The organism is Sphingomonas mollis (assembly GCF_016427505.1).
GTDB lineage: Bacteria > Pseudomonadota > Alphaproteobacteria > Sphingomonadales > Sphingomonadaceae > Sphingomonas > Sphingomonas mollis.
In genome coordinates this window covers 91,982-109,699 of the sequence record NZ_JAELXS010000009.1, presented here as the reverse complement: position 1 = coordinate 109,699, position 17,718 = coordinate 91,982, and the positions used below count along the sequence as shown (strand labels likewise).

General features: G+C 64.4%; 14 protein-coding genes and 1 tRNA gene. 13 read left to right on the top strand and 2 right to left on the bottom strand.

The genetic code is table 11. The annotated features are described in order from the left end of the window. Positions 1-48: 48 nt before the first annotated feature. The 3 genes from lon (at position 49) to JAO74_RS15585 (ending at position 2,986) form a co-directional block, all read left to right on the top strand. Entirely contained in the window at positions 49-2,445 is a 2,397-nt protein-coding gene (gene lon, locus JAO74_RS15595; protein WP_199040190.1) for an endopeptidase La, read from the top strand. A gap of 140 nt (positions 2,446-2,585) precedes the next feature. Beyond that, positions 2,586-2,858, top strand: a complete 273-nt coding sequence (locus tag JAO74_RS15590; RefSeq protein ID WP_199040188.1) for an HU family DNA-binding protein — start codon at positions 2,586-2,588, stop codon at positions 2,856-2,858. A gap of 53 nt (positions 2,859-2,911) precedes the next feature. Then, positions 2,912-2,986 (top strand) — tRNA-Val (locus tag JAO74_RS15585). Between the two features lie 73 nt (positions 2,987-3,059). On the opposite strand, the gene JAO74_RS15580 is transcribed toward JAO74_RS15585, so the two are convergent. After that, positions 3,060-3,998 (bottom strand): DUF808 domain-containing protein, encoded by a 939-nt coding sequence (locus JAO74_RS15580; RefSeq protein WP_199040185.1) that lies wholly within the window; start codon positions 3,996-3,998, stop codon positions 3,060-3,062. 169 nt (positions 3,999-4,167) lie between these two features. Between JAO74_RS15580 and JAO74_RS15575 the strand changes: the two genes are divergently transcribed. The 6 genes from JAO74_RS15575 (at position 4,168) to JAO74_RS15550 (ending at position 10,920) form a co-directional block, all read left to right on the top strand. Then, positions 4,168-4,680, top strand: a complete 513-nt coding sequence (locus JAO74_RS15575) for a helix-turn-helix domain-containing protein (protein WP_199040183.1) — start codon at positions 4,168-4,170, stop codon at positions 4,678-4,680. Between the two features lie 60 nt (positions 4,681-4,740). Further along, on the top strand, positions 4,741-5,097 hold the full coding sequence (locus tag JAO74_RS15570) for a hypothetical protein (RefSeq protein WP_199040180.1): 357 nt from the start codon (positions 4,741-4,743) through the stop codon (positions 5,095-5,097). Between the two features lie 43 nt (positions 5,098-5,140). Continuing rightward, on the top strand, positions 5,141-5,641 hold the full coding sequence (locus JAO74_RS15565; RefSeq protein WP_199040177.1) for a hypothetical protein: 501 nt from the start codon (positions 5,141-5,143) through the stop codon (positions 5,639-5,641). After that, the gene (locus tag JAO74_RS15560) at positions 5,611-6,171 is read left to right on the top strand and encodes a JAB domain-containing protein (RefSeq protein ID WP_199040174.1); all 561 of its coding nucleotides are present in this window, start codon (positions 5,611-5,613) and stop codon (positions 6,169-6,171) included. The genes JAO74_RS15565 and JAO74_RS15560 overlap by 31 nt, the downstream gene beginning before the upstream one ends. Positions 6,172-6,410: 239 nt before the next feature. After that, the gene (locus tag JAO74_RS15555) at positions 6,411-8,027 is read left to right on the top strand and encodes a hypothetical protein (protein ID WP_199040172.1); all 1,617 of its coding nucleotides are present in this window, start codon (positions 6,411-6,413) and stop codon (positions 8,025-8,027) included. A gap of 91 nt (positions 8,028-8,118) precedes the next feature. Continuing rightward, on the top strand, positions 8,119-10,920 hold the full coding sequence (locus JAO74_RS15550) for a TonB-dependent receptor domain-containing protein (protein WP_199040169.1): 2,802 nt from the start codon (positions 8,119-8,121) through the stop codon (positions 10,918-10,920). Positions 10,921-10,951: 31 nt separating this feature from the next. Here the strand turns inward: JAO74_RS15550 and JAO74_RS15545 are convergent, their stop codons facing one another. Next, a complete protein-coding gene (locus JAO74_RS15545) occupies positions 10,952-11,608 on the bottom strand; it encodes a prolyl hydroxylase family protein (protein ID WP_199040167.1) in 657 nt (218 codons plus the stop codon). A 118-nt stretch (positions 11,609-11,726) separates the two neighbouring features. Between JAO74_RS15545 and JAO74_RS15540 the strand changes: the two genes are divergently transcribed. Genes JAO74_RS15540 through gspF form a run of 4 tightly spaced genes read left to right on the top strand, consistent with a single transcriptional unit; the run spans position 11,727 to position 17,710 of the window. Further along, a complete protein-coding gene (locus JAO74_RS15540) occupies positions 11,727-12,593 on the top strand; it encodes a type II secretion system protein N (protein ID WP_199040164.1) in 867 nt (288 codons plus the stop codon). After that, complete coding sequence (gene gspD, locus JAO74_RS15535; RefSeq protein ID WP_199040161.1) at positions 12,590-14,833, top strand: type II secretion system secretin GspD; 2,244 nt, start codon at positions 12,590-12,592, stop codon at positions 14,831-14,833. Before JAO74_RS15540 ends, gspD begins: the two co-directional genes overlap by 4 nt. After that, the gene (locus JAO74_RS15530; protein ID WP_416194318.1) at positions 14,830-16,455 is read left to right on the top strand and encodes a GspE/PulE family protein; all 1,626 of its coding nucleotides are present in this window, start codon (positions 14,830-14,832) and stop codon (positions 16,453-16,455) included. Before gspD ends, JAO74_RS15530 begins: the two co-directional genes overlap by 4 nt. 31 nt (positions 16,456-16,486) lie before the next feature. After that, positions 16,487-17,710 (top strand): type II secretion system inner membrane protein GspF, encoded by a 1,224-nt coding sequence (gene gspF, locus JAO74_RS15525; protein ID WP_199040158.1) that lies wholly within the window; start codon positions 16,487-16,489, stop codon positions 17,708-17,710. The last annotated feature ends 8 nt before the right edge of the window (positions 17,711-17,718 follow it).

The following is a 17,718-nucleotide window of genomic DNA, read 5'->3' as shown; positions in this document are numbered from 1 at the left end:
CATATATTGGCGGAAAGCGTGCCCGGATCGGCACTCACCGGAGTTTGCATGAACCAGACCTATCCCGTCCTGCCGCTGCGCGATATCGTCGTTTTCCCCAACATGATCGTGCCCCTGTTCGTTGGCCGCGACAAATCCGTCGCCGCGCTCGAATCGGCGATGAATGCCGACAAGGAGATATTCCTCGTCGCGCAGCTCGACCCCGCGGAGGACGATCCCGCGCGTGAGGATCTCTACGAAGTCGGCGTCACCGCCACCGTGTTGCAGTTGCTGAAGCTGCCCGATGGCACCGTTCGCGTCCTGGTCGAGGGCAAGGAGCGAGCGCGGATGGACGAGCTGATTCCCATCGAGACGCATCTGACGGCCACCATCGTCCCCGTCGCCGATCTGGCGGCCGAGGGTACGGAGGTCGAGGCGTTGATGCGGTCGGTCGTCGGGCAGTTCGAGAATTATGCCAAGCTCAACAAGAAGCTGCCGGCGGAAACCGCGGTGCAGCTTGGGGAGATCGACGAGCCGGCCAAGCTGGCCGATGCCGTTGCTGCGAACATCGCGGTGAAGGTGGCGGACAAGCAGGCAATGCTGGTCGAGGCTGATCCGGCAAAGCGGCTGGAGATGGCGTTTGCCTTGATGGAGGGCGAACTCGGTGTTCTGCAGGTTGAAAAGAAGATCAAGAGCCGCGTGAAGCGCCAGATGGAGAAATCCCAGCGCGAATATTATCTGAACGAGCAGCTGAAGGCGATCCAGCGCGAGCTGGGCAACGGCGACGAGGAAAGCGACGGCGACGAGCTTGCCGAGCTGACCCAGAAGATCGCCACGCTGAAACTGTCGAAGGAGGCCCGCCAAAAGGCGACCTCCGAGCTGAAGAAGCTGAAGACGATGGCGCCGATGAGCGCCGAGGCGACCGTCGTACGCAACTATCTCGACGTGCTGCTGGGCCTGCCATGGGGCAAGAAGTCGAAGATCAAGAAGGATATTGCCGCCGCGCAGATCGTCCTCGACGAGGATCATTATGCGCTGGAAAAGGTGAAGGATCGCATCGTCGAGTATCTCGGCGTGCAGGCACGGACCAACAAGCTGAAGGGGCCGATCCTGTGCCTTGTCGGCCCGCCGGGTGTCGGCAAGACATCGCTGGGCAAATCGATCGCCAAGGCGACGGGACGCGAGTTCATTCGCCAGTCGCTGGGCGGCGTGCGGGACGAGGCCGAAATCCGCGGCCATCGGCGGACTTATATCGGATCGCTGCCGGGCAAGATCGTCACCAACCTGAAGAAGACCGGCACGTCGAACCCGCTGTTCCTGCTCGACGAGATCGACAAGCTGGGTCAGGATTTCCGGGGCGATCCGGCGTCGGCGCTGCTTGAAGTGCTCGATCCCGAACAGAACGGGAAGTTCCAGGATCATTATCTGGAAATCGATCTCGACCTGTCGGACATCATGTTCGTCTGCACGGCAAACACGTTGAACCTGCCGCAGCCGTTGCTCGACCGGATGGAGATCATCCGGCTGGAGGGTTATACCGAGGATGAAAAGGTAGAGATCGCCGAGCGGCATCTGGTTGAGAAGCAGATCGAGGCGCATGGCCTGAAGGCTGGTGAGTTCGAACTGACCCAAGCCGGTCTGCGCGCGCTGATCCAGAAGTACACACGCGAGGCTGGTGTGCGGACGCTGGAGCGCGAGATCGCCAAACTGTGCCGCAAGGCGCTGCGTCGCATTCTCGAAGGCAAGATGGAGAGCGTGATCATCACGCCCGACAATCTTCACGAATATGCCGGCATCCAAAAATATCGCCATGGCCTGTCGGAAACCGAGCATCAGATCGGTGCTGTCACGGGGCTGGCCTGGACCGAGGTCGGCGGCGAGTTGCTGACGATCGAAAGCGTTACGGTCGGCGGGCGCGGGGCGGTGAAGACCACCGGCAAGCTCGGCGACGTGATGAAGGAGTCGGTGGAGGCGGCCTGGAGTTTCGTGAAGGCGCGCGCGCCGAGTTACGGGATCAAGCCATCGCTGTTTCACCGTAAGGATGTCCATGTTCACCTGCCCGAAGGAGCGGTGCCGAAGGATGGTCCGTCGGCGGGCATCGGCCTCGTGACGTCGCTGGTCTCGACGTTGACCGGTGTGCCGGTGCGGCGCGAAGTAGCGATGACGGGCGAAGTGACGTTGCGCGGTCGGGTGCTGCCGATCGGTGGCCTGAAGGAGAAGTTGTTGGCGGCGCTGCGCGGTGGCATCACCACGGTGCTGATCCCGGCCGAGAACGAAAAGGACCTCGCCGAGATTCCCCAGAATGTGAAGGATGGGCTGACGATCATCCCCGTTGCGCATGTCGATGAGGTGTTGCGACTGGCGCTGACCGAGCCGCTGGTGGCGATCGACTGGACGGATGCGGATGAGCTGGCCGCGCTGCCACCGCCGGGCGTGGCGCCGGCGGGTGCCGAGCTGCATCACTGATCGTTGGTCAGTGATCATGTCCTGCCGCGGGACCATATCGTCTCGCGGCAGGTTGACTTGCGGGGACCGCCCGCTGTTATTGGGCGCTTGGCTTGCGCGCCGCGTTCGTGCGCATCACGATTCGTAAATGGGGGTTTGCAATGAACAAGCAGGAGCTGATCGCGACGGTTGCCGACACATCGGGACTGGCGCGCAGCGACGCGGTGAAGGCGGTAGAGGCGGTGTTCGACACCATCTCTGCCAGCCTGAAGAAGGGTGATGAGGTACGTTTGGTGGGTTTCGGGACGTTCTCGGTATCCAAGCGCAAGGCGTCGACGGGTCGCAATCCGCGCACCGGCGAGCCGATGACGATCAAGGCATCGACCCAGCCCAAGTTCAAGGCGGGCAAGATCCTGAAGGATTCGGTCAACTAACAGACTGGACAGGAAGGGGGCGGCCGATTAGAGGGCTGCCTCCCGCCGAGGATGGGCGCGTAGCTCAGCGGTAGAGCACACCCTTCACACGGGTGGGGTCACAGGTTCAATCCCTGTCGCGCCCACCATCTTCGGACACGAAAAGGCCCGCCACTCAGATTTGAGCGGCGGGCCTTTTCGTGCCGATACGCCCTACCACGATCAATGCGCGTTGCGGTGCTTCCACTTGTGCATCACCACCGCGATGACGCCGCCGACTATCAGGCCAACGATGCCCGATCCGATCGCGGTCACGGTCCACGCGATGACGCCGTGCAGGCCGGACACCGCGCCGGCCACCCCCTCTGCCGCATCGTGGATCAGATGGGCGGGGGTGCCCCAACCAAGCCCCTCCAGACCATGGACGATGATCCCGCCGCCTACCCAGATCATTGCGGCGGTGCCGATCGCGGCGAGCGCGGTCATGATGACGGGCATCGCCTTCACCATCCCGCGGCCGATCGATTGTGTCATCGGCGAGGGGCGGCGAGCCAGGTGCAGGCCGATATCGTCCAGCTTCACGATGATCGCCACCGCACCGTACACACCGACGGTGATCGCGATCGCGACCAACGCCAGGGCGACCGCCTGGCTGACGATGCTGCCGTCCGATACCTCGGCCAAGGCGATCGCCATGATTTCGGCCGACAGGATGAAGTCGGTCTTCACCGCGCCGGATACCTTCTGCTGTTCGAGCGCCTCGGGCGTGGTCGCCGTATCGGCTGCTTCGGCGACCGCGGCGTGGCCGGACATCGCTTCCCACAGCTTTTCCGCACCCTCGAAGCAGAGATAGGCACCGCCGATCATCAGCAGCGGCGTCAGCGCCCATGGGGCGAAGGCACTGAGCAACAACGCCACCGGCAACAGGATCAGCAACTTGTTGCGCAGTGACCCCATCGCGATCTTGCCGATGATCGGCAGCTCGCGCGCGGGAGACAAGCCCATGACGTAGCGCGGCGTGACGGCCGTATCGTCGATCACCACGCCCACCGCCTTGGTGCCGGCCCGGCCGGCGGCGGCGCCGATATCGTCGAGCGATGCGGCCGCCAGCCGGGTGATGCCGGCGATATCGTCGAGCAGAGCGGCCAATCCCGATGCCATGCTATTCTCCGAAATGATGTGTAGCGGCCCGTGTGTGCGCAAGTGATGCCGGTGACAAGCGTCAGGCGGCACCCATCCGTTCCGGCAGGAATGGATCAAACCGGCGACGAACATCCATAATGGACTGGCTAAGCACCGATTTCCTTCAGTCACCGAATAGCCAAATCCGATGGATGACCGGTTAGCCGGCCTTAGCCCCCGCCAGTTACAATGCCTCCGGCTCGTCGCACGGGGTTTGGAAGCGAAAGAGATCGGGCGTTCGCTCGGCATTTCCGACCTGACCGTCAAGAACCATCTGAGCGCGGCACGCGCCGCGCTGGGCGTGGCGCGATCGATCGATGCGGCGCGGCTGGTCGACGCCTATGACCGCGCCCTCGGTGATGACCCGGATGCCACTGGTGCTTCGGGTACTAGTGCCCCGCCGGGGATACCGGATCTCTCCTATTATGATGTTCAGCCAGCGGGCCAGTCGGAGACATCAGACGATATCGATGGCCTGCGGGACGGGGGAGTGATCCCCTATCGCACAGGACCATCGCTGCCGCTGCCGTTTCCGACGCGAAGGGGGCAGCGGAACGATCTGGGGATCGCACCCAGGCTGGCCATCGTCGGGGGGTTGGTCGTGTTGCTGATCGCAGCGGTCGGCTTCTTCGTCGAGGCCAGTCGCGGGTTGAAATTCTGATGACCCGGCATTCATCATCGACCACGTCCTTCGTCGTGGCCGGATCGGAGCATCACGCCCATGACGACCATCGCCCCCGCCGCTGCCTACAAGATCGCCACGCGCCTCACCGGGCTGGAACAGGAGATCGATCTGGCCGCCCGGTCGAGTGCGCGCCTGCCGGCCGACCTGCTCGACGAACTGGCCCGGGCCGGCGCCTCGCCGATCGCGGCACAGCGCGTGCTGGATGCTGCCGCAGAGACGTTCGCCGCCCTGATCGCGGCACGTGGCAAGATCGCGCGGACGCACGGCCTATTGCTGGCCTATGCCAAGGAAGAGGGACTGACCGAAGCGTTCGGCGATCAGTTCGAGTGTCACGAATTCGTGACCGGGCTGGGCGAGCAGGCGAAATCCGATGTGATCCGTCTGGCCGCCTGATGTGGACGGCCGGCGGACGGGCGAATAGCCCGGGGCGCCGGCCATGATCCACATCCTGTTCTTCTATGCCCTACTGGCGACTGCCTGTGGCTATGCTGCATATCGGGGCGGTGCGCCCGAGCGATGGGTTGCGGGCATCCTGCTGGCCGGCACCGTCGCCACCTGGGCTGTCGCGATCGGTCTGGGGGGAAGCCATGCCGGGCATTTCATCGGACTCGAATATGGCGTGCTCATCGTCGACAGTATCATGCTCGTCGCCCTCATGGTCGTCGCGGCGCTGGCGGATCGGTTCTGGCCGTTATGGATGACGGCGCTGCACGGCTTTGGCGTCGTCGGCCACGTGGCGAAGGCGATGGCGCCGGAGATCATGCCGAACGTCTATCAGGCGGCGCACCTGTTCTCCGCCTATCCGGTGACGATCCTGCTGATTCTGGCCACGCGCTGGCATGTCCGGCGGTTGCGGGAAGCGGGGCACGACAGATCCTGGTCGATCTTCTGGCGCCCCTCGACGCCATGCTGGCAGCCAGCTGGGCCGACCAGCTGATCGCGGCATTCGGCAGTGTCGGCGCAGTGCTGGCCGGAAGCGCCCAACGGCTGCGAGCGGTGCTGGACGGCGACGAACGTGCAGTCGCACTGCTGGTCGCGCAACGGCGGACGATCTTGTGGGTCCTGCGCGAGCGAGTGGTGCGGCGACCGATCATCGCGACCCGCCATGATCTGATCCGGTATCTGCATCATCGCATGGCCCATGACGGCGAGGAGTCGATACGCGTCTTCTTCGTCAATGGCCGGCGCGAATTGCTGGCGGAGGAAGTGCTGGCGCATGGCGGCCCCGACGCGGTGGCGATCGAGCCTCGGCGGGTGATCGTCCGCGCGCTGGAACTGGCGGCGACGGGTATCGTCCTGATCCACAATCATCCCAGCGGCGATCCGTCACCCAGTATCGCCGACCGCCGCTTTACCCGGCGGCTGGCGCTGGCGGGCGATTGTCTCGGCATCCGGTTGCATGATCATCTGATCGTCGCGCGTGACGGCTATCAGCGGATCGAGGTCGTAGGGGTGCCGCTCGCCTGACCAGACGGGCAGAATATAATCCGAAATGGAGGTAGCTGATCGACATCTGCTCGGCTGGCGATCGTCCCGCCATGGGTCGGTGTCACGGTTTCGTCACGTATCAGTCACCGATCTGTCGCAGGATTCGCATCTTCCCGTCATGCGATCGTCCTAATCGCCCGTTCGAGATCGACGGGGTTTCCGATGTCGATCCTGGGCGCCAGCCCACACCACAAGAAGATCGACAGGGAGTTTTCGACATGGCCAGCTTCACGGCGGTTACGCGCGTTCTGATGGCGGGCACCGCCTGCGTCCTGCTAGCTTCGTGCGGTGGCGCCGACAGCGTGGCATCGCCCGGTGCGGGCAGCGTCACCATCGTCAATCCGGCGCCCACGCCGACCCCGGCGCCGACCGGCACGCCCACCCCATCGGCGATCACCGCCGCACAGTTCGCCGCGGTGACCACCATCGACGGCATCTCGATCACCGCCGACGAGCAGCTAGCGCTGGTGAATGCCGGCACGAACAACAACGTCAACGGCGTGAACGTGCTGAGCGGCGTCTATCCCGTCAGCGCAACGTCCGCGACAACAGCGACTGATCCGTCGAGCACCAACGCGTTTTTCACGAGCACCAATTTCGTCGGTGCGCTGAACGGGCCGACCGATACGGCATTCCAGGATTGGACGTGCAACGCGCCGGGTACGACCTTTGGCGGTGGCGGCGGTTCGTGTTCAGCGGTGCCCGCCATCGGTACGGGTGGTTCATCAGCGGCCTGCCCAACCGGAACGATCGATGACGGACTGGTGCAGACGTTCCGCGCTTGCCGTCTTCCAACGCTTATCAACAGCAGTCTGACGCTGCCAAAAATCGCGGGGGTGTTCTATCGTCTCCGCGGGCAGACCGAGGTGGGAGGGGACGTCGGAACAACGGGAGCGGATACGGGGGTCACTCTGACGATCGCTCCTGGCGTCGTGATTGCGGCCGACTCGACGGAAGCGACGGCCGATCTTCTGCTCGTCAACCGCGGTTCCAAGATCAATGCGGTCGGTACCCGCGCCGCGCCGATCATCTTCACTGCACAGCAGAACCTGGGCGGAAATGCCAACTTCGGCGATACCAGCCAAGGGCTGTGGGGCGGTATCATTCTGCTTGGTCGCGCTCCCGTCGCAGTGTGCGCTACCGGCGGTCCAAACAATGCGGGCGGGACCAGCACGACCTGTCAGGCGGCGATTGAGGGCGTAACTGGCCGCTTTTATGGTGGCCCGAACGCTGCCGACAGCAGCGGTCAAATGTCATATGTCCAAATCCGGTACAGTGGCATCGCGATATCCGACGGCAACGAATTGCAGGGTCTGACCCTTGGCGGTACCGGTTCTGGTACGGTTATCGACCATATACAGAGCCACAACTCGTCCGATGACGGTGTCGAAATCTTCGGTGGCACGACCAACATGAAGTATTTCGCGGTAACCGGTGCTGACGATGACGGCTTTGACATCGACAACGGCTATCGTGGCTCGATCCAGTTCATGATCGCAATCCAGAAGGCTTCCGGCGCTACGGTGGACAGCTTTTCCACCGAAATCGACTCGAACCGTGGCGAAGATCTGTTGCCGCGCACTTATGGACAGTACGCCAATTTTACCTTTGTGCAGACGGCTTCGGCGCCTGCCGCGATCCGTTTACGTGGTGGAGCGGATATGCGGTTCGTCAACGGGATCGTAAAGACGCCATCGGGCGTGGCCTGTGTGAACATGGTTGCTGCCGAAGTGAGCGCCACCGACCGTTCTACGATCCGCGCGGCCAATACCAATCTGCAGGACTTGGGCCCGCCGGTGTTCAGCTCCGTCTACTTCGCCTGTCAGGGTCGCTGAGCTCGCTCGCGACCCGATGAGCATCGGTGCCGGGGCGGCTGACCAGCTGCCCCGGCACTCGCCATAGAATTTCTGATCTGGAACCCCGGTCATGCCACAGCGCCTGCGCTACGCCACGCTCCTTCTTCTGACCTCGCAGCTGGTCGCACCGGCCGTGCTGGCGCAGAACGCACCCGCCCCGGCCGCACCGCCGCCCGCCGCCACCAGCACGACGGCGACCCAGCCAGACACCGCGGCGGCACCAGCCGAGCAGACGCAGGAAGCGGAAATCTCCGCCCCCGGCGGCGGCGCGGATGCCGAGGACATCGTAGTGGTGGGGCGCAACATCCCCAATTTCGTCCGCGCGACGCCGCAGATCGTCTCCGTCCTGTCGAGCGCCGACATCGCCCGTACGGGCGAGGGCGACATCGCCGGTGCTTTGACCCGGGTCACCGGTCTGTCGGTGGTCGGCGGCGGCTTCGTGTTCGTCCGGGGTCTTGGCGATCGCTATTCCTCGTCGCTGCTGAACGGATCGCCGTTGCCTAGCCCCGAGCCGCTGCGCCGTTCGGTGCCGCTCGATATCTTTCCGACCGCGATCGTCGGCTCGGCGGTGGTGCAGAAGACCTATTCAGCGAATTACCCCGGCGAATTCGGCGGCGGCATCATCAACCTGACGACCAAGGCAATACCGGACAAGAATTTCGTGTCGGCCGGCGCGTCGATCTCTGCCGATACCGTGACGACCAGCGAGCTGGGTTATACCTATTATGGCGGCGGTGCCGACTGGATCGGCTATGACGACAAGACCCGCAGCGTGCCGGGCTTCATCCGTAATGCACCGCAGGGATCGGGCATCATCCCGGTCGAGCAGGTTGCGCAGCTGAGCAACGCCCGCACCACCCTGCTTCAGCGAAACAACCAGTTGCCGGCGAACTGGTCGGGCGAGATCAGCGGCGGGTCGGTCTATGATCTGGGCACCGGGCGGCTGGGCGTGATCGGATCGGTCAGCGTCAGCAACACGTTCCGCACGCGATCGACCACGCAACAGGATTCGGTCAGCGCGAACGGCGCGATCCGCAACGATTACCAGACGCTCATCACCGACAACCGCATCGTCGCCAACGCGCTGGTCGGTGTCGGGTATGAGTGGGACGAGAACAAGATCCGCTGGACCAACGTGTACATCCACGACACGCTGAAGCAGGGTCGCGCCTCGGTATCGGATAACTACAACAATTTCAGCGGACTTCGCTTTCAGCAGAATACCAGTTGGTTCGAACGCCAGCTGATCGAAACCCAGCTGGTGGGCGAGTTCAAGCCGATCGACGATTTCAGCGTCGATGTACGCGGTGCCTATGCCAATTCGAAGCGGAACGCGCCGTACGAGCGGCAGTTCGATTATCTCTGTGTCGCCCGCCCGCAAGGTCTGACCGTCTCACAGACGTCGGCCAATGACGCCGGTGGCAAGCAATGCGACGGTGTCTATCAGGTCAACCAGCGCTTCTCGCCGTTCGCCTCGATCATCTTCAGCGAGCTGGAAGAGAATCTCTGGAGCGGTCAGGCAGATCTGGCCTACAAGCTACCTACCGATCGTCCGTTCACTGTTTCTGCCGGTTATTATTATTCGGATACGCAGCGCACCTCGACCCGGCTTCAGTTCAATTACCAGCTGAACACCGGCGGCGGCACTGCGATCGGTTATCCGTACAATCTCTATCGCCCCGATTACCTGCTCTCGCCGGACGTGCTGAACAACGCCTGCCCGCTCGTGGGAACGGGTTCATGCACAGTGCAGTTGCAGTTCGTGACTCCCCAGGGTGCGTACGAATATGATGCGCTTCTGCGCACCCATGCCGGTTACGTCCAGGCCGAGGCCGAGGCCACCGACGGCGTGCGCGCCACGATCGGCGTACGCTACGAAACCGCCGACGAGCGGGTTACGCCGATCTTGTCGCCGACGCGTCGGTTGAAGAACGACTACTTCCTGCCCGCGGCAACGCTGACGTGGAACTTCGCCGCGGACATGCAGCTGCGCGCCAGTGCGTCGAAGACGATCTCGCGTCCGCAGTTCCGCGAGCTGGCACCGCAGCAGTTCCGCGATCCGGATTCGGATCGCCTGTTCTTCGGTAACCCGAACCTCGTCGATACCAAGCTGTACAATCTGGAAGGCCGGTACGAGTGGTTCTACGCGCGCGACCAGCGCGTGACGCTGGGTGGCTTCTACAAGCGGATCGACAATCCGATCGAGCAAGTCGGCTTCTATCCCGGCTCGGACGACCGGCTCCAGACCGGTTTCACCAACCTGCCCAGCGCCACGTTGTACGGCGGCGAGTTCGAGGTGCAGAAGTTCTTCCCGCTCGATTTCCTGAACAGCGATTTCTTCGCGACCCGACGCCTGCTGGCGATCGCGAACTACACCTATTCGAAATCGAAGATCAACGCATCGGACACTTGTGTCCCCAATCCTGCCGATGTCAGTGCGACCCTACGGCTAAATGGGTGCGCGGCGGGCTTCGGCTTTGCCAGTTCGTTGTTCCGGTCGGATGCGCCTCTCACCGGTCAGTCGGATCATCTGGTCAACCTGCAACTCGGCATTGAGGATACCAAGTCGCTCTCGGCGGCGACGCTGTTGTTCAATTACGCTAGTGAGCGCGTGACCAATCGCGGGCCGCTCAATCTGGGCGGGGGTAGTTTCCAGCCGGACATCATCGAAAAGCCGGGCATCCGCCTCGATCTGGTCGTGCGGCAGGGTTTCGACCTGATCGGCGGCCGGTTCGAGCTGAAGGCAGAGGCACGCAACCTGACGGGTACGCAATATCAGGAGCGGCAGACGTTCGACGGCGGCAACGTCGTCTTCATCAACCGCTACAAGCAGGGCCGCATCTTCTCGTTGGGGCTGAGCACAACCTTCTGAGGCTGATGACGTGGGGGGTGACGGACGATCGTCACCCCCAGGGGCGTTCGCGATACCATTTCGTGATGACGTACTTCACCCCGCTACGCACCTTCATCCCCTGATGCAGCGTGGCGGGGTTCAGCGATCCGTCCGGGCGGCGGTTGTTCCAGCAGACCAGCTTGCCGGTTTCCGGCTGGATGATCTTGTCGATCGCCTTGAACCGCGTCGCGCCGCCCGCCTCGGGTTCGTTCAGATAGACCATCAGCGTCCATGTCCGGTTGCCGGCGACCGAACAATATCGATCGTAATCGGCACCCTGCGGTTCGAAATAATCGGTATGTCCCTTGAATTCCTGCCCGAGTGCATAGCGTTGGCCCTGCAACGGTTCGCCGTGCGCGGGGTCGAGACCGGTCAGCGCGGCGAACAGCGCCTCCGTTTCGATCACGGCCGGATCAGCGGGGTCCAGATCGCCGGTTTCGCTGGTGCGATAGGCGGCGTCGCCATTGCTGTCAGCGATCGTCGAGGGGCGGCGAACCGCGTCGATCCGGTCGACCAGCGCGGCGCAGAGCGTGGATGTCAGGAACCCGCGGCGCACGAACAGCGTCAACCTGGCGCTGGGCAGGCGCTGGACGCCGCCATGCGACAGGATGCGATCGACGATCGGAGCGGCGTCGAGACCGGAGCCGAGCGGGGGAAGCGTAGCCATGACGACGCTTTTGCCAGCATCGTGTCCGCGCGCCAGCTTCTTTTCGTTTCAGACCTTTGACGTAAAGCGGTAACATGCCATGGTTAAGCGCCAGCGTGCGGGGCGGGATGGGTATGGAATGCGATTGAAGCTCGACGCGCGCGCCCGGCGCCTGCTGCGGCGATTGCCCGTAGTGAACGTCTATTCGGTGGCGGAACTCGCACTGATGGCGGGGCTGGCGGTTCAGTGCGCGCGGTTGTTGTGGGTTTTGGTGACGCCGGTCGGGCCGCTGGGTGACTGGCGTCCGGCAGGGGTCACGGTGCCCGGCTCGCCGATCGGCTTGCTGACCAGCTTCGATCCATTCTTCCGGTTACAGGGTGCGCAGACCGGACCGTCCACGGTCACCGCGTTGCAGTTGACGCTGTTCGGCACCCGGCTGGACGAGGCGACGGGGCGTGGCTCGGCGATCATCGCGGGACCTGACGGCGTGCAGCAAAGCGTGGCGGTGGGCGATGAAATCCAGCCCGGCGTCCGGCTGAAGGCGGTGTCGTTCGATCATATCACGCTCGATCGTGGCGGCGTGGACGAGGATCTGTTCCTCGATCAGTCCGGTCAGACGCCGCCGCCACCGGACGGCATGCCCGGCAACGGACCGCCGGCGACCGTGCCGATGGTGCCGGGCGGGTCGACACCACGTCCCGGCGGCGGCGCTCCAGCGATCGGCATCGGTCAGTTGCGGCAGGAAATCGGCTTCATCCCGCGGCTGGACGGCGGCCGGGTCAGTGGCCTTGCCGTCCGATCGCAGGGTACGGGGCAGGCGTTTCGCATGGCGGGCTTGCGCGATGGCGACGTCATCACCGCGATCGGTGGCCGACCCGTATCCAGTCCTGCCGATCTAGACCGTGTCGCCACCGATTTTTCGGGCGGCGGCAATATTCCCATCACCGTCGAGCGTGGGCAGGAAACGCTGCCGCTCGCCATCACGATAGCGGCTCCCACTCGATGAAACTTCCTTCTCTCGTTCCGGCGGCCATGATCATGGCGGCGGCATCGCCGGTGGTGGCGCAGACGACGCTGAACGTCCGCGATGCCGATATCCGCGCCTTCATCGCCGACGCCGCGCGCGTCACGGGCCGGACGTTCATCATCGACGCGCGGGTGGCGGGCAAGGTGACGGTGGTGACCGACCGGCCGCTGTCGCGCTCCGAATATTTCGAGGTTTTCCTGTCGACGTTGCGTGCCAATGGCCTGGTCGCCGTGCCGACCGGCAATGGCGCGCTGCGTATCCAGCCGATCGACAATGCCGCCGCACAGCCGAGCCGGATCGGATCGGGCGGCGCGGCGCGTAATAGCTTCGTGACCGAGATCGTTCGCCTGCGATCGATCGATGCGCCCAGCGCGGTCGAAACCGTGCGGCCGCTGGTCAGTGCGCAGGGGGCGGTCACCGCCAATCGCGGTGGCAACAGTCTGGTCATCGTCGATTTTGCCGACAACATCCGACGTATCCGCGAAGTGATACGGCGCATCGATACCGACAGCAGCACGACCCGCGTCGTCGCCTTGCGCAACTCCAGCGCGCGCGAGATCGCGACGGCGCTACAGTCGCTGGCCAGCGGCGCCGGTGGCGCGACATCGGGCGGCGGCGGTGGTCAGGCGGCGGCCGGTGGCAGCGGCGTATCCGTGGTGGCGATAGAAAGCTCGAATTCGATCGCGCTGCGTGGTGATGCGTCGAGCGTCGCACGACTGGCGGCGGTGGCGGCCGATCTGGATCGCAAGGCGAGGAGCGGCACCGAGATCAAAGTCGTGTTCCTGGAAAACGCCGACGCGGAGCAATTGCTGCCCGTTCTCCAGCAGCTCGTCGGCCAGACCCCCGATCCGATCCAGACGACGACGCTGTCCCGCGGGACGTTCCAGCAGAGCAACTCGACCAGCGGATCGACCGGCAGCAACGTCCAGCCGCAGGCGATCCAGCAGACTCCGCAGGTTTCCGGCGGCGGCGGTGGCAGCAATACGACCGCCAATGGGCAGCAGGCACCGATCTCGCAGCCGGGCAGCCGCGTACAGGCTGTCGTCACCCGCTTCACCGGCGCCAACGCGATCGTCATCGCCGCACCTGCCGAGGTCCAGCGTCAATTGTCGGAAGTGGTGCGTCAGCTCGATACCCGCCGCGAGCAGGTGTTGATCGAGGCGATCATCGCCGAGGTGTCCGACGCGACGGTGAAGCGGCTGGGCGCTCAGTTCCTGCTCGGCAATCTGTCCGGCGGTGCATTCGGTGCATCGACGTTCACGAATACCGCGCCCAACATCCTGTCGATCGCCGGTGCGATTGGCGCACGCAGTATCGGCGGCACCGAGACGACCGTGGTCGGCGCAGACGGATCGCGGACTACCACCCGCACGCCGGATCCGGCTTCGGCGGCGTTGACCCAGTCGGCGATCGGCTCGATTCTCAGCGCCAGCGGTGGCTTCGCGGGCTGGGGTGGACAGATCGGCGACACGATCTTCGGCGCGATCGTCAACGCGGTGAAATCTGATAATACGTCAAACCTGTTGCAGGTTCCGCACCTCATCACGCTCGACAACCAGCAGGCGCACAGTTTGGTCGGGCAGGAGATTCCGGTAACGACGGGACAGGCGTTGTCGAACAATTTCGACAACGCGTTCCGTACCGTGCAACGCCAGAATGTCGGCATCCAGCTCGACGTGAAGCCGCAGGTGAATGCTGGCGGCTCGCTGAAGCTCTATGTCCGGCTGGAGGTCAGCTCGATCGCGGGGCCGGTGTCGAGCGACAATAGCGAACTGATCCTGAACAAACGCGCGTTCGAGAACGTCTTCACCCCCGATGACGGCCAGATCACCGTGATCGGCGGGCTGCTCGATGACAACGAGCGCCGTACGATCGAGAAAATCCCGCTGCTGGGCGACATTCCGGGGCTGGGCGCGTTGTTCCGGTCGAAGGCGCGCAGCCGCACGAAGACCAATCTGATGGTCTTCATCCGCCCCACCATCCTGCGCACCGCCGCGGACAGTCGCCGCGTGACCGAGCAGCGATATGGCTATCTGCGCGCGGTGCAGGGCTATGCCCAGCCGGGGGTGGAGCCATCGATCGACCAGCTGGTGCGTGATTACATGAACGCCGCGCCGCCGATCCCTTCCGCACCGATGGCAGGTAATATCGAGGACCCGAAGATCGCGGTGCCGGTACAGACCCGGTCGTCGATGTCGATCCGGCCCGAACGGCAATGATCATCCGTCAGGGCAACGAGATGGCGCCGCCGCCGTCGCTGCCGCCCATAGCCGGTGGGAACACGGACGAGGCGACGATCGCGAGCGCCGACCTGTTGGCGCCCGAACCGGGCGTCAGCGATGTCGTCGTGCCGCAACTGGCGCTGCCTTATGGCTTTGCGCGCAAGTTCGGTGTGGTGGTGCAGCCGACCGGCCCCGATGCGCCGTTCACCGTGGCTCTGCGCGACGGTGCCGATCCCAAGGCGTTGTTGGAGGCGCGGCGATATCTGGCGCAGCCGTTCGACGTCACGATCGTCGATGCGCCGGCGTTCGACCGGTTGCTGTCGGATGCCTATGCGATGGATGGTCAGGCGACCGCGCTGGCCGCGGTCGGCATGGGTGACGAACTCGACCTGCTGGCAGGCGACCTGCCGACGGCCGAAGACCTGCTCGACACCGCCGACGATGCACCGGCGATCCGCCTCATCAACGGCGTCATCGCCGATGCGACGCGCAACGGCGTGTCGGATATCCATATCGAGCCATACGAAACCGGCCTCGTCGTGCGCATGCGGATCGACGGCGTACTGCGCGAAACGATGCGGATGCCGCCGCATGTCGCGCCCGTGGTGGTAAGCCGCATCAAGGTGATGGCACGTCTCGACATCGCCGAGCGACGGGTTCCGCAGGACGGACGCATGGGCCTGACGCTGGGCGGCAAGCTGCTCGACGTCCGCGTTTCGACCTTGCCCAGCCGGGCAGGCGAGCGGGTGGTGTTGCGTATCCTGGACAAGGACAATGCCGGCATCGATCTCGATGCGCTGGGGATGCCGCCGGCGATGCTGAAAATCTGGCAGGAGGTGCTGGCCGAGCCAAACGGAATCGTGCTCGTTACCGGGCCGACGGGGTCGGGCAAGACCACCAGCCTTTACGCGAGTTTGCGCCTGTTGAATGACGGCAGCCGCAATATCCTGACCGTCGAGGACCCGGTGGAATATGCCGTCGATGGCATCGGCCAGACGCAGGTCAATTCCAAGGTCGGGCTTACCTTTGCGGCGGGCCTGCGTGCGATCCTGCGGCAGGACCCCGACGTGGTGATGGTCGGCGAAATCCGCGATCGCGAGACGGCGGAGATCGCGGTGCAGGCATCGTTGACCGGGCATCTGGTGCTGTCGACCGTTCACACCAACGACGCGATCGGCGCGATCACCCGGATGCGCGACATGAAGGTCGAGCCATTCCTGCTCGCCTCCACCCTGCGCGCCGTCGTGGCGCAGCGGCTGGTGCGGCGGCTGTGCCCGGCGTGCCGCAAGCCGGTGCCGGCGGCGGGAACGGTGGCGCTGTTGCTGGGGCTGGAACCGACGGAAACCGTATACACCGCCGTCGGCTGCGACCAGTGCAGCCATAGCGGATACAAGGGCCGGATCGGCGTGTACGAAGCGGTACGCGTCGATGACACGATCCGCCGTCTCATCAACGAGGGCGGCGACGAGCAGGCGATCGCAGACCATGCATTCCGCCGCGTCCCCGATCTTGCGAACGCGGCGCGCGATCTGGTCCGCGCCGGCCAGACGACACCGGAAGAGGCCGTGCGCGTCTCGCGGCGTGATATGACCGACGTGCCGGAGCCGGTGGATGCGTAAGGCCGTCGTCGGTCGTGGCATCGCATAGTCGATGGCAGATTTCGACTATATCGCGATCGACACGCGCGGCGCCGAGAAGCGCGGCCATGTCGCTGCCCCCGATCTGGATGCCGCGCGCGTGTCGCTCGGCCGGCAGAAACTGTACATCGTCAAGATCGAGCCCGGGTCGCCGCCGGCCGTGCGCGGCCGGCCGCTCTTCGGTCTGCAACTGGGCCGCGCCAAGATGAGCGTGAAGCATCTGACGCTGTTCACGCGCCAGCTCGCGACGCTTAACCGGGTATCACCGCTGGAGGAGTCACTCCGCACCATTACCAAGCAGACCGAGCAGGACAATGTACGCGGCATCGTCAGCATCGTTCATGCCGGCGTGGTCGAGGGGCGACGACTGGCCGATTCGATGGCGCGCGAGCCAAAGAGTTTCCCGCCGCTGTACCGCGCGATGGTAGCGGCAGGCGAAAGCTCCGGCACGCTGCCGACGATCCTCGATCGGCTGGCCGCGCTGCTGGAACGGCAGGCGGAGATTCGCGGCAAGCTGATTACCGCGCTCGCCTATCCGGCGATCCTTGCGATCGTCGCGCTAGGTGTCGTCACCGCACTTATGATGTTCGTCGTGCCTCAGGTGGTCGAGCAGTTCGATACGGTCGGACAGGAATTGCCGCTGCTGACGCGGATGGTAATCGCCCTGTCGGACTTCCTCGTCGGCTGGTGGTGGGTGATGCTCATCGCGCTGGCGCTGGGCGGGGTTGCGATGTGGCGTTTGCTGAAGGAGCCGTCGATCCGCCTGTCGTTCGATAGCTGGCTGCTTCGCATCCCCCTGATCGGCCGGTTGTTGCGCGATCTCCATGCCGCACGGATGGCGCGGACGTTGGGCACGATGGTGGCCAGCCGGTTGCCGCTGCTGGAAGGGCTGACGCTGACAGCCGGCACGATCCACAATCGCCGGCTGCGCGTGGCCTCCGACGATCTGGTCGATGCGATCCGTGGCGGTGGCAGTCTGTCGGCGGCGATGCGGCGGGCGGGGGTGTTCCCGCCCTTGCTCACCTATCTGGCGGCGTCGGGCGAGGCGGCGGGGCGGCTGGATGAGATGCTGGAACGAGCCGCCGATTATCTGGAACGCGAATTCGACCGTTTCACCGCCACTGCGCTGTCGCTGCTGGAGCCAGCGATCATCGTCGTGATGGGCGGTATCGTCGCGACGATCGTGCTATCGATCCTGCTGCCGATCCTTCAGCTCAACACGCTGGCCGGGGGCTAGGCGCCAAT

Excerpts from the sequence above, each read along its gene's own strand:
- JAO74_RS15540 (WP_199040164.1), top strand. The coding sequence starts at position 11,727 with ATGCGATTGAAGCTCGACGCGCGCGCCCGGCGCCTGCTGCGGCGATTG.
- JAO74_RS15545 (WP_199040167.1), bottom strand. The coding sequence starts at position 11,608 with ATGGCTACGCTTCCCCCGCTCGGCTCCGGTCTCGACGCCGCTCCGATC.
- JAO74_RS15560 (WP_199040174.1), top strand. The coding sequence starts at position 5,611 with ATGCTGGCAGCCAGCTGGGCCGACCAGCTGATCGCGGCATTCGGCAGT.
- JAO74_RS15550 (WP_199040169.1), top strand. The coding sequence starts at position 8,119 with ATGCCACAGCGCCTGCGCTACGCCACGCTCCTTCTTCTGACCTCGCAG.
- JAO74_RS15575 (WP_199040183.1), top strand. The coding sequence starts at position 4,168 with ATGGATGACCGGTTAGCCGGCCTTAGCCCCCGCCAGTTACAATGCCTC.
- JAO74_RS15570 (WP_199040180.1), top strand. The coding sequence starts at position 4,741 with ATGACGACCATCGCCCCCGCCGCTGCCTACAAGATCGCCACGCGCCTC.
- JAO74_RS15580 (WP_199040185.1), bottom strand. The coding sequence starts at position 3,998 with ATGGCATCGGGATTGGCCGCTCTGCTCGACGATATCGCCGGCATCACC.
- JAO74_RS15590 (WP_199040188.1), top strand. The coding sequence starts at position 2,586 with ATGAACAAGCAGGAGCTGATCGCGACGGTTGCCGACACATCGGGACTG.
- JAO74_RS15565 (WP_199040177.1), top strand. The coding sequence starts at position 5,141 with ATGATCCACATCCTGTTCTTCTATGCCCTACTGGCGACTGCCTGTGGC.
- lon (WP_199040190.1), top strand. The coding sequence starts at position 49 with ATGAACCAGACCTATCCCGTCCTGCCGCTGCGCGATATCGTCGTTTTC.
- JAO74_RS15530 (WP_416194318.1), top strand. The coding sequence starts at position 14,830 with ATGATCATCCGTCAGGGCAACGAGATGGCGCCGCCGCCGTCGCTGCCG.
- gspF (WP_199040158.1), top strand. The coding sequence starts at position 16,487 with ATGGCAGATTTCGACTATATCGCGATCGACACGCGCGGCGCCGAGAAG.
- JAO74_RS15555 (WP_199040172.1), top strand. The coding sequence starts at position 6,411 with ATGGCCAGCTTCACGGCGGTTACGCGCGTTCTGATGGCGGGCACCGCC.
- gspD (WP_199040161.1), top strand. The coding sequence starts at position 12,590 with ATGAAACTTCCTTCTCTCGTTCCGGCGGCCATGATCATGGCGGCGGCA.